This window comes from Lentzea aerocolonigenes (assembly GCF_000955955.1).
Taxonomy (GTDB): Bacteria; Actinomycetota; Actinomycetes; order Mycobacteriales; family Pseudonocardiaceae; genus Lentzea; species Lentzea aerocolonigenes_A.
Map to the genome: position 1 here is coordinate 1 of NZ_JYJG01000516.1, position 11,084 is coordinate 11,084.

Consider the following 11,084-nt stretch of genomic DNA (forward strand, 5'->3'; position numbering starts at 1 on the left):
TGCTGACCCGACAAAGCACTACTAGGGGTTGATCGCATGCTGGGGAAGCACGTGAGGTCACCCGTGACCCTGCCAAGCTGGAGCACCGCACGGATTCCGCGAACCTCCGCTCGCGCTTGCTATGCGTGTTTCGCGCGACCCGAGTAGGTGAGCGGGAAGACCAGCTCGGCGCACGCGTTCGGGACGTCCTGCGCGACCTGGACCTTCATCGTGACCTCGACCGCTCCTCCGGCCGGGATCTCCACGACGTCGGTGAGCGGCACGACCGTCAGCACTCCGGCAGGGCACCCCTCGACGCGCTGCTGGGTGGCGTCGAGCGGCTGACCGGGAACCGCGGACAGGCTTTCGACGATGATGTCGACCGGGTTCGGGTTGGACAGCCGCACCTTGCGCTCACCCTCCGCGCCCGGTCGAAGTTCCACCGCCGCGCCGGAGATGTCGTTGATTTCAAACGGCTTGAGCTGCAGCATGTCCGACTCGCCGGAGCTCACGGAGTAGGCCATGGCAGGTTCCTGCGGGTCTGGCCACGTCAGGTGCATGGCCGCGACGACGGCCGCGCCGACCATGAGAATCGTCAACGACACGGCGATCTCAAGGCGCGGACCCAGACTACGCATGGCGCAACTCTCCAGAGTTGTTGCTCCAGGCGGTGGGTTCGCCTCTAGCTCCCCACCGGACCGGCGACCAACTCGCCCGGTGGTTCATCGCTTCGCCCCTCGGCCCCAACGGGCCGCGTCGACAATCTTGGAGAAGCTTCACGTACTGCGCAAGCGTCTGACGGGCGCCGATTTCCCCGTGTAATGAAGGACTTTTGGCACCTTGACAGCTACGCAGGGCTACCACCTGCTGGTTTGATCCCAAATCCCGATCTCCGGGACTCAGCCGATCGAGCGAATTATCAGGAACAAATCTTTCCGGCCGACTCGGCTTGGGTGGACCACGTGCCCACGGCTGCCTTGATGAGGACGTTGACCTTACCCGGTGCCGTGGCGGAGGTATTCCCGGTCACCACGTCTGGTGTGGCCGGGTAGTTGTTGCCGTTGGCGAAGTAGACGGAGTACGTGGCCGGGCCTCCGACCGCGGTCCACCGCACTGTCGTGCCGGTGCACGTGATCGGCGTCAGCGCGACGAGCTGTCCGGCCACGGCCTTGCCCGTGCCCGGCGCGGAGGTCTGCCAGGCCGCCTGCGCCGCCGGTGCCGCGACGAGGCACAGCACCGCGGCACCCGCGATCACGGCCCGCATCACGCGCTCGCGATCGTGACGAGCACGGGAACGTCGATCGAGGCGCCCTGACAGGAGTTCGCCGCGTTCGCGCCCATCGCCACCGCGCCGGTGAGCGTGATCGCGACCGGGGCGCTGTTGGCGGCCAGTGCCGTGCCCGGGAACCGCTGGGTGAACGTCACGCTGCAGGTCGCGGCACCGTTCGGGGCGACGGACGTGACGGTCACCGGGTAGGGGTTGGGGTTCGACACCGTGACGACCGCGTCGCCGGTGCCGCCGGGGTAGAGGAGACCGGTGGTGACGGCGCCGCCCGCCACCACCGGAGCCTGTGCGGTGCCCGCCTTGGTGGTGGCACTGCCGGTGCCGGAACTCGTCCACGCCGCATAGGCGACCCCCGAGCCCAGCGCGGCCGTCATGACCGCGAAGACGATGACGCCTCGGCGCACGTACCGCCGGCGGGCGAGTTCCCTGAAGCTGATCATGGCTTGATCGCCGTTCCCGAGTAGGTGAGGGGGAAGGTGAGGTTTCTGCAGGCGTTGGGTGCCGAGGCGGCCATCCGGACGGTCAGCGACACGTCGGCGGAAGCGTTCTTGGCGATGACGAACGGGATGGAGAGCGGGTCGACCGTCACGGCGTTCGCGGGGCAGGAGGTGGAGGGCCGCCCGACCGAGGTGGTCAGGCCGGTGACCTTGATGTCCTGGTTGTTGGGGTTGGTGACCCGGACTTTCCGGGTCACCGTCCCACCGGGGACCAACCCCGTCGCGGTGCCGGCGTCCGCGATCGTGAACGCCTTGGCCGGGTTGTCGGCCGCGCTGGACATCGGCGAGAGGACCAGCAGCGTGGCGATGACGATCAGGGCGCGGCGCATCGATCAGCTCGCGGCGGAGACGAGCTGAGCGCTCAGCGGCACGGTGAACGTGATGCTCTTGCAGGCGTCCGCGGCGTCGGCGTTCATCTTGGCCTTGAGGGTGTACTGCTGGCTGCCGTGCGCCGCGATCACCGGGGCGAAGTCGGTGCCGGTGGACGTCGTGGTGACGGTCCCGGCCGCGCAGCCGCCGTTCACGTTGGACGAGCTGTCGGCGATGGAGTTGACCTTCACCGCGTAGTCGTTCGGGTTGTCGATGCTGACGACGACGTCGACCGTGACGCCGGGGTACAGGCCGGAGCCGCTGACCGGGGTGATGGCCGAGTTGGCGCTCGTGGTGGAGCTGACGGTGCCGGTACCGGAGCCGGTGCTCGACCACGCCGCGTAGGCGACCCCGCCGCCGATGGCGAGGACTGCGACCCCTGCGATGACTGCGGTGCGCTTGCGCATTTCGTTCTCCCTGGGTGGTGCTCGGTGGGTACGGCACCAAGTTTGAAGAACGTTCAATCACTACACAGCGTGCACAAGACACCAGAAGAATGACCCTCGCGGCACTGTTGTCAACCGGCATGGATCGGTTACTCGCGTACGCGGACTAGAGGTCAGCGCGTTCCTTACGCGAAAAAACCCAAGATTCTCGAAGAATCTCGGGTCTCACCCAGTGTAACAGATCGGAGGCGCGTGGAGATAAGACAGCTATTTTGTCGCTGGGTCTGTATCAGGGTTGCGCGCTCACGCGCGGAATCGCGGGGAGCAACGAAAACGGCGGCCCCGACGAATTACCCGTCGTGACCGCCGTCGTCGAGAACTCAGGCGCGCAGAGCAGCGCCCAGACGTTCGCCTGCGGCGGCGACGGCCGCGTCACGGGCCGACGTCGCCTCCTCGACCGTCAGGGTGCGGTCCGGCGCGCGGAACCGCAGGGAGTACGCGAGCGACTTCTTGCCCTCGCCCACCTGCTCGCCCGTGTAGACGTCGAACAGGCGGATGTCCTCCAGCAGGTCGCCCGCGGACGAGCCGAGCACCTCGGACACCGACTGCACCGGAACCGAGGCGTCCACGACCAGTGCCACGTCCAGCAGCACCGGCGGGTACGCCGACACCATCGGGGCCGGGCGGTGGTCGTCCAGCGGCAGCGCGTCCAGGTCGAGCTCGAACGCCACGGTCCGCTTGGGCAGGCCGAGCGCCTCGACCACCTTCGGGTGCAGCTCGCCGGCGTGACCGACGGGCCAGTCGCCGACACGCAGCTCAGCGCACCGACCGGGGTGCCACGGCAGCAGATCCGACGCCACGACGCGCAGGGAAACCCCGTACGCCTGGCCGACTCGGCGCGCCGCCTCGACGGCGTCCGACCATTCGGCGATGCGGCCCTTGCCCCACCAACCGGCCAGCTCGCGGTGGCCCGTGAGCACACCCGCGACGTGCAGCGGCTGCTGCGGCAGTGCGGCCAGCAGCGAGGCCACCTCGGCCTCGGTCGGGCGGCGGTCGACGCCCAGCGACGGCACCGGGACCTGTTGCGCGCGCGGCAAGGTCACCTGGGCGACGTTGTACAGCGCGACGTCCTTGGCACCACGGGCCAGGTTGCGCTGCAACGTCTCCAGCAGCCCCGGGAGCAGCGTCGTCGCGAGGACGTTCTTGTCCGCCTCCAACGGGTTCAGCACGCCGACGGTGTTGCGGCGGATGTCGTCCGCGGCAAGACCGAAGCTGTCGAACACCGACGGGTCGATGAACGGGAACGGCTTGACCTCGACGAAACCGTCCTCGGCCAGCGTGCGCCACACCGTGCGGCGACGGCGCTGCTGCTCGGTCAGGCCACGACCGGCGGGAGCGGGCGGCAGCGTCGAGGGAATCGTGTCGTAGCCCTCGAGACGCAGCACCTCCTCCACCAGGTCGGCGGGCTGCACGAGGTCCGCACGCCACGTCGGCGGCACGGCCGTGACGATCGTCTGGCCGTCGTCCGACGTGGTCACCGAGACCTGGCAGCCGATCTGGCCGAGACGGCGAGCCGTGACTCCACGGGCATAACGAACGCCCGCGACGCGGTCCGGCAGGTCGATCGGCATCGACACGGCCTCGGGCAGCGTCGGCACACCGACGTCGGTGCGGCCCGGCTTGATCTGGCCTTCGGCGTAGTGGTTGAGCAGCTTCGCAGCCCGCTCCAGAGCCACCGGCGCGAGAGCCGGATCGACAGTCCGCTCGAAGCGCTTCGCGGCCTCGGACGGGAGCTTGTGCCGGCGGACCGTGCGCGCGATCGACGCCGGGTCCCAGTTCGCGGCCTCCAGCAGGATGTCCGAGGACGAGTCCTGGACCTCCGTCGAAGCACCACCCATGACACCGGCCAGCGAGATCACACCGGAGTCGTCGGCGATCACGATGTCGTCGGGGTCGAGAGCGCGCACCGAGTCGTCCAGCGTCGTCAGCTTCTCGCCGGCGACCGCGCGCCGGACCTTCAACGCACCCTGGATGGAGGCGGCGTCGAACGCGTGCAGCGGCTGGCCCAGTTCGAGCATCACGTAGTTCGTGATGTCGACCGGCAGCGAGATGGAACGCATGCCCGCGAGCATCAGGCGGCGGCGCATCCACCACGGCGTCGGCGCGGTCGGGTCGACACCCGTGACGCGGCGAGCCACGAACCGCGAGCAGCCGGTGCGGTCCTCGATGTGGACCGGCCACACCTCGCCCTCGGCCTCGGGGATCTCGACCACACCGGGGTCGCCGAACGGCACGTCCAGCGCGCAGGCGATCTCGCGGGCCAGGCCGCGGACCGAGAACGCGTAGCCGCGGTCCGGGGTCGGCGCGAGCTCGATGACCGTGTCGGTGAGACCGAGCAGTTCCAGCGCGTCGTCGCCGGGCTGCGAGGTACCGGTGGGCAGCACGAGGATGCCGGAGTGGTCGTCGCCGATGCCGAGTTCGTCGGAGGCGCAGATCATGCCCTGCGACACACGGCCGTACGTCTTGCGCTCGGCGATCTCGAAGCCACCTGGCAGCACGGCGCCGGGCAGCGCGACGACGACCGAGTCGCCCTCGACGAAGTTCGTGGCGCCGCAGATGATGTTGTTGACCTGCTCAGGGCCGACCTCGACCTGGCAGTAGCGGATCGGCTTCTTGAACTCGGTGAGCTCCTCGATGGCGACGACGCGACCGGCGACGATCGGGCCGGTCACGGGACCGAGCGGGCTCACCTCCTCGACCTCGATGCCGATGCGGGTGAACGCGTCGGCGAGCTCGTCGGGTGTGGGGACTTCGTCGAAACCGAGGTGTTCGACCAGCCAGCTGACCGGAATGCGCACCGGATCAGGCCTCCGTTCCGAATGGCTGGGTGAAGCGGATGTCGCCCTCGACCATGTCGCGCATGTCGGGAAGACCGTTGCGGAACTGCAGGGTGCGCTCGAGGCCCATGCCGAACGCGAAGCCGGAGTAGACGTCCGGGTCGACGCCGGTGGCGCGCAGGACGTTGGGGTTGACCATGCCGCAGCCGCCCCACTCGACCCAGCCGGCGCCGCCCTTCTTCTCCGGGAACCACACGTCGACCTCGGCCGACGGCTCGGTGAAGGGGAAGAAGCTCGGGCGCAGACGGGTCTTCGAGTCCTCGCCGAACATGGCGCGCGCGAAGGCGTCCAGGGTGCCCTTGAGGTGGCCCATCGTCAGGCCCTTGTCGACCGCGAGGCCCTCGACCTGGTGGAACACCGGGGTGTGCGTCGCGTCCAGCTCGTCGGTGCGGAACGTGCGGCCGGGGCACACGATGTACACCGGAGGCTCGCGGTCCAGCAGCGTGCGGGCCTGCACCGGCGAGGTGTGCGTGCGCAGGACCAGCGCGGAGTCGGCGGGCGCGATGTAGAACGTGTCCTGCATCGAGCGGGCCGGGTGGTCCTTGCCGAAGTTCAGCGCGTCGAAGTTGAACCACTCGGTCTCGAGCTCGGGCCCCTCGGCGATCTCGTAGCCCATGGCCACGAAGACGTCGCCGATGCGCTCGGCGAGGGTGGTGATCGGGTGGCGCGCGCCGCGGGGGAAGCGGTCCCAGGGCAGCGTGACGTCGACGGACTCCTCGCGCAGCACCCGCTCGTCGCGTTCGACCTGGAGCACGGCGTGGCGCTCGTCGAACGCGGTCTTGATCGCGGACTGCGCCTCGTTCACCCGCTTGCCGGCCTCGGCCTTCGCCTTGGGCGGCAGTGCACCGATCTCGCGGCGGGCCAGCAGCACGGGCGACCGGTCACCGAGGTGGCCCGGCTTGACCGAGGCGAGCGCCTCGAGGTCGGCAGCTCCGGCGAACGCCTCGCGCGCCTTCTGCACGGCCGCGTCGAGGTTCTCGGCCGACAGCGCCGCGACCTCCTTGGGGTCGTACGGGTCGTTGGCTCCGGACATGGTTGGACAACAGCTCCCAGTCTTAATTCCACCCGTGGACATCAGGTAATCAACAGACCGATCCTAGTGGGTGCGGTCTTGACCGCTCCCGGACGTTCCGTTAAAGGGCGGCACTGGCCCCTCGTGCGTCCCTAGGATGGGCGGCATCATGTCGCACACATTCCGCGTCGACCTGCGCGGCATCATCGACCTGCTCAGCCACCACCTCTACAGCTCCCCTCGCGTCTACGTGCGCGAACTGCTGCAGAACGCCGTCGACGCGATCACGGCACGGCGTGAGCTCGACCCGTCCTGCCCGGCCGAGGTGACGATCACGTGCGGTCCGGAGCTGAGGATCACCGACACCGGCGTGGGGCTCACCGAGGACGAGGTGCACGAGCTGCTGTCGACGCTCGGCCGCACCTCGAAGCGCGATGAGCTGGGGTTTGCCCGCGAGGGGTTCCTCGGCCAGTTCGGCGTCGGCATGCTGTCGTGCTTCCTCGTCGCTTCTTCCGTGACAGTCATCACCCGGTCCGCGCGCGGTGGTCCTGGCGTCCGGTGGGAAGCGGACTCCTCCGGGAACTACACGGTTTCCGTTGTGGACGATGAGGTGCCGATCGGCACGACGGTCGTGCTGGCTGCTTCGCGCGGCAACGAGCACTGGCTCGAAGCGGACGTCGTGCGGCCGTTGGTGACGGACTACGGCGATCTGCTCCCGGCCGTCGTGACGCTGGACGGCGTTGCGGTGACGCGGGGCGAGCGGCCGTGGGACAGTGCCGATGACGGGGAAGACGCCGATCTTTCCGCGTACTGCGAGCAGGTCTTCGGGTTCAAGCCGTTCGAGGCGATTCCGATCGAGGTCGAGGCCGCTGGGCTGACCGGCGTCGCGTTCGTGCTGCCCGAGGGCGTGCATCCCGGGACGCGGCAGACGCACCGGGTCTACCTGAAGCGGATGCTGGTCGGTGACAACGTCGAAGGCCTGCTGCCGGACTGGGCCTACTTCGTGCGGTGCGTGGTCGACGCGTCCGCGATCCGGCCGACGGCGTCACGGGAGTCGCTGTACCAGGACGAGATGCTGCTGGCGGTCCGCGAAGAGCTCGGCGAGCAGATCCGCGACTGGCTGATCAGGCTGGACGCGATCGAGCCGCGCCGCGCCGGTGAGCTGCTGGCCGCGCACCACCTCGGGATCAAGTCGCTGGCGCGGTCCGACGACGAGATGCTGCGGCTGGTCGAGCGCTGGCTGCCGTTCGAGACGACGGACGGCGCGGTGCCGCTGCGGCAGTTCCGGCGCAAGCACGGCGCGATCCTCTACATCCCGGACGTCGACGAGTTCCACCAGCTGGCGCCGGTCGCGGCCGCGCAGGGGCTGGGGCTGGTGAACGCCGGCTACGCCTACGACCTGGAGCTGCTGAACAGGCTGAGCGCGTTGGACGGTCCGTCCATCGCCCGCCGGGTGGCGCCGACCGAGCTGCTGGCGGCGCTGGCCGACCCGGAGCCGGACATCGAGACGGCGTTGCGGTTGCGGCTGTCCGAGGGCGCGGCGGCACTGGACCGGCACGACTGCGACGCGGTGATCCGCGACTTCGACCCGGTCTCGTTGCCCGCGTTGCTGATCAGCAACGCCGAGCAGCAGCGCAAGCTCGACACCGAGCAGACCGCGGAGGAGGTCTCGGACCCGTTGTGGGCCGAGTTGCTGGGCCAGCTCACGGCCGACTCGGGTTCGGCGCGGCCGGAGCAGCTGGTGCTCAACTGCCGCAACCCGCTCGTGCAGCGGCTGGCGCGGCTGACCGACCCGGCACTCGTCGAGCTGACTTTGGAATCTCTGTACGTGCACGCCGTTCTGCAGGCGCGGCGGGCGATGCGACCGAAGGACACGGCGGCGCTCAACCGCTCGTTCCTGGAACTTCTGGACCGTGCTGTGGGGGGACGATGAGCGACTTCACCAACGAGGACGCCGAAAGAGCGTTCATCGAGGCGTACAACATGCCGACGGGCATGCCGAAGCACGAGGCGCTGGAACGGGCCGCGCGCATGTCGGACGCGCTGGGGCACACGCCGCTCGGGGTGTCGTGCCGGATCGCGTTGCTGGACTCGGCGTACTACCTCTCGCGCTACGACCTGATGCTCGCGCCGTTCGCCTGGGCGCTGACCGCGCAGGAGAAGCACCCGGAGTCGTTCGACGACAACGAGCGGCACCGGCTCGACTGGGCGCACAAGTGGATCGGCAGCGGACTGCGGCGTGATCCCCGCTTCTCGCTGGACCAGATGCAGTCGGTGATCAGGCAGCTCGCGGACCGCTACGGGCAGCGCGGGTACTCGGTGCAGCCGGTGCACGGGGCGCGGGCCGAGCACGCGTACCACGTCGGTGACATGGCCGGTCTCGCCGAGCATCTCGGGAAGTACCTGGCGACCGAGCGCGGGCCGATGGCGGACTGCGCGGCGTGCGTGGTCGAGGAGCAGGTCTGGATGCTGGCGCGGCTCGGCCGGTTCCAGGAGGCCGCCGCGCACGGCTGGGAGGGGCTGTCGGGTGAGACCGGCTGTTCCACACAGCCGCAGGGGATCCTGACCGCGCTGCTGTGGCCGTTGCTGGAGATCGGCGACGTCGAGCGGGCCGCGCACGCGCACACGACCGCGTACCGGTCGATCAAGGAAGACGACATCACGTCGTACGTGCACGAGCACATCCGGTTCTGCGCGCTGACCGGGAACATCGCACGCGGCGAGGAGATCCTGCGGCGGTCGCTGCACAAGGTGACCGCGGTGCAGCTGCCCGCGGACGAGATGTCGTTCGCGCAGTCTGCTTCCGTTCTGCTGCAACGCCTTCCTTCGGATGTGGAGTTCGAGGTGCCTTCAGTGGGCACGTTGACGGCTGCCGCGTTGCTGAAGCGGCTTTCTGCGCGGGCCCTGGAGCTGGCTCGGGCGTTCGACGCGCGGAACGGGACCTCGGCGTGGGTCACGCGGGTGTCGGAGGCGTTGGAGCACCCCGACTACCCCGCTGTGCCGCTGGCGGTTCCCGCGGCGCCTGTCGTCGCGGTGCCTGAGGAGCCGGTGGTGTTCGGCGATCCCGTCGAGATCGCCGAGGCCATGGTGACGCTGTACGAGCAGGGCGACTTCGTGAAGGCGCGGCGGATGCTCGACTCGCTGCCCGCGGACATGGACTCGTTGCTGCCGCCCGATCTCGCCGCGCACGCCGGTATCCGGCGGATGACGACGGGGTTGGTGCCGTACTCCCCCGACGAGTTCGACGCGCTGCTCTCCGCGCTGCCGCACGATCTCGCGCTGCGGTACCGGGCGCGGATGGCGATCGGCGTGGAGGGCGGGCAGGAGATCGCCGAGCGGTGCCTGGCCGAGGCCGAGTCCGACTTCACCCGGTCGGTCGCGGCGTTGACGCTGGCCGAACTGCTCGACGACGCGCACTCGCACGAGGCGGCTTCGGAGATGCTCGCTCTGGCGTCCTCTTTGGACGTTCCGGAGCTGCGCGGCCGGGTGCTGGTCGAAGCTGCCGAACACCGTGCGCGGCAACAGGATCTCGAAGGTGCCTACACGGACATCTTGGCGGCCATGGCGGGCTCGCTGCCGGTGAGCGCGCGCTTCGAGGGCTTCCGGTTGCAGCTGCGGCTGGAGACCTTGCTGCGCCGGGTGGACGACGCGATGGCGACGGCGCGGGCGTTCGTGTCGGCGTTCCCGCTGCCGGAAGCCGCCGAGGCGCGCTGGTACCAGGTGGCGTCGATCCAGGAGCTGGACCAGGAAGCCGCCTGCCTGTCCGACCTGCGTGACGCCGTGGCGATCTCACGGGTGCACCTGTCGGCTGGACACACCGCGCACTTCTGCTTCGCGCTGAGCGGCGGGTACGTGCAGACGGACCGGTTCGTCGAGGCGGCCGAGGTGCTGGAGGAGTCGCTGCGGCTGCTCCAGGACGGCCAGGAGGACCTGCGGTTGCAGGTGGTGTTCCGGCTCGGGCAGGTGTGCCGCAGGCTGGGCGAACTCCCTGCTGCCGAACGGAATCTGCGCGAGGCGTCGTCGTTGCTGCCTCCCGAGGAGGTCGGCAGGCGGGCGTTCCTGCTGGACGCGCTCGCCTCGGTGCAGGCCCGCGCGCACAAGCACGAGGAGGCCATCGCGTCGTGGCGCGCGGCCGCCGGCTTGTGGCAGCAGGAGGGTGACATCTCGGAGGCGATCGGCTCGCTGATCGAGCTGGCGTCGGCGTTGCCGGACGAGGACGTCCAGGAGACGCGCGCGGCCGTGGACGAGGCCGAGTCGCTGCTCTCGTTGCTGGAGGATCCGGCCGAGGTGACGCGGCGGCAGGCCGAGATCGTCGCGATCCGCGCGTGGGTGCACGGGCAGGCCGGCGAGTTCGCGCTGGCGATGAAGAACTACCGCGACGCCGAGGCGATGGTGGTGTCGCTGGGCGACGAGGGCTGGCGGGTGTTCATCGTGCTGCGGGCGGCGCACGTGCTGCTGGGCGCGGACGACGCCGAGGGCGCGGAGGCCGAGGCACGCCGGGCGGCATCGCTGCTGCCCGACGACGCCCAGGTCGGAAACGTGCTTTCGGTGCTGTCGGAGGCGTTGCAGCGCCAGAACAAGCCGTCTGGCACCGACCCGCTGGTGCGCGAGCTGACCGCCCGGCTGGATTAGGGCCTGTATCGAAGTCCGGGGTCGATG

9 protein-coding genes are annotated in these 11,084 nt (G+C 69.6%); 2 read left to right on the top strand and 7 right to left on the bottom strand.

The window, feature by feature from the left end; genetic code table 11:
- Window positions 1-119 precede the first annotated feature (119 nt).
- The 7 genes from UK23_RS45475 to pheS form a co-directional block, all read right to left on the bottom strand.
- Window positions 120-617 carry a hypothetical protein gene (locus UK23_RS45475; RefSeq protein WP_045318071.1) on the bottom strand — a complete coding sequence of 166 codons (498 nt, stop codon included), beginning with the start codon at window positions 615-617 and terminating at the stop codon, window positions 120-122.
- A 281-nt stretch (window positions 618-898) separates the two neighbouring features.
- Complete coding sequence (locus UK23_RS45480) at window positions 899-1,243, bottom strand: hypothetical protein (RefSeq protein ID WP_045318072.1); 345 nt, start codon at window positions 1,241-1,243, stop codon at window positions 899-901.
- Window positions 1,243-1,704: a hypothetical protein gene (locus UK23_RS45485; protein WP_045318073.1), complete on the bottom strand. Its 462-nt coding sequence runs from the start codon at window positions 1,702-1,704 to the stop codon at window positions 1,243-1,245. The genes UK23_RS45480 and UK23_RS45485 overlap by 1 nt, the downstream gene beginning before the upstream one ends.
- The gene (locus UK23_RS45490; RefSeq protein WP_045318074.1) at window positions 1,701-2,090 is read right to left on the bottom strand and encodes a hypothetical protein; all 390 of its coding nucleotides are present in this window, start codon (window positions 2,088-2,090) and stop codon (window positions 1,701-1,703) included. The genes UK23_RS45485 and UK23_RS45490 overlap by 4 nt, the downstream gene beginning before the upstream one ends.
- A 3-nt stretch (window positions 2,091-2,093) precedes the next feature.
- Window positions 2,094-2,537 (bottom strand): hypothetical protein, encoded by a 444-nt coding sequence (locus UK23_RS45495; RefSeq protein ID WP_045318075.1) that lies wholly within the window; start codon window positions 2,535-2,537, stop codon window positions 2,094-2,096.
- Window positions 2,538-2,896: 359 nt separating this feature from the next.
- Window positions 2,897-5,374, bottom strand: a complete 2,478-nt coding sequence (gene pheT / locus UK23_RS45500) for a phenylalanine--tRNA ligase subunit beta (protein ID WP_045318076.1) — start codon at window positions 5,372-5,374, stop codon at window positions 2,897-2,899.
- A gap of 4 nt (window positions 5,375-5,378) precedes the next feature.
- Complete coding sequence (pheS, locus tag UK23_RS45505) at window positions 5,379-6,446, bottom strand: phenylalanine--tRNA ligase subunit alpha (RefSeq protein ID WP_045318077.1); 1,068 nt, start codon at window positions 6,444-6,446, stop codon at window positions 5,379-5,381.
- 148 nt (window positions 6,447-6,594) lie between these two features.
- On the opposite strand from pheS, the gene UK23_RS45510 reads away from it, so the two are divergent.
- Window positions 6,595-8,358 carry an HSP90 family protein gene (locus UK23_RS45510; protein WP_045318079.1) on the top strand — a complete coding sequence of 588 codons (1,764 nt, stop codon included), beginning with the start codon at window positions 6,595-6,597 and terminating at the stop codon, window positions 8,356-8,358.
- On the top strand, window positions 8,355-11,057 hold the full coding sequence (locus tag UK23_RS45515) for a hypothetical protein (protein ID WP_045318078.1): 2,703 nt from the start codon (window positions 8,355-8,357) through the stop codon (window positions 11,055-11,057). The genes UK23_RS45510 and UK23_RS45515 overlap by 4 nt, the downstream gene beginning before the upstream one ends.
- Window positions 11,058-11,084: the final 27 nt, after the last annotated feature.

Coding starts and splice junctions, on each gene's coding strand:
- UK23_RS45495 (WP_045318075.1), bottom strand. CDS start 2,537: ATGCGCAAGCGCACCGCAGTCATCGCAGGGGTCGCAGTCCTCGCCATC.
- UK23_RS45485 (WP_045318073.1), bottom strand. CDS start 1,704: ATGATCAGCTTCAGGGAACTCGCCCGCCGGCGGTACGTGCGCCGAGGC.
- pheS (WP_045318077.1), bottom strand. CDS start 6,446: ATGTCCGGAGCCAACGACCCGTACGACCCCAAGGAGGTCGCGGCGCTG.
- UK23_RS45480 (WP_045318072.1), bottom strand. CDS start 1,243: ATGCGGGCCGTGATCGCGGGTGCCGCGGTGCTGTGCCTCGTCGCGGCA.
- UK23_RS45510 (WP_045318079.1), top strand. CDS start 6,595: ATGTCGCACACATTCCGCGTCGACCTGCGCGGCATCATCGACCTGCTC.
- UK23_RS45515 (WP_045318078.1), top strand. CDS start 8,355: ATGAGCGACTTCACCAACGAGGACGCCGAAAGAGCGTTCATCGAGGCG.
- UK23_RS45475 (WP_045318071.1), bottom strand. CDS start 617: ATGCGTAGTCTGGGTCCGCGCCTTGAGATCGCCGTGTCGTTGACGATT.
- UK23_RS45490 (WP_045318074.1), bottom strand. CDS start 2,090: ATGCGCCGCGCCCTGATCGTCATCGCCACGCTGCTGGTCCTCTCGCCG.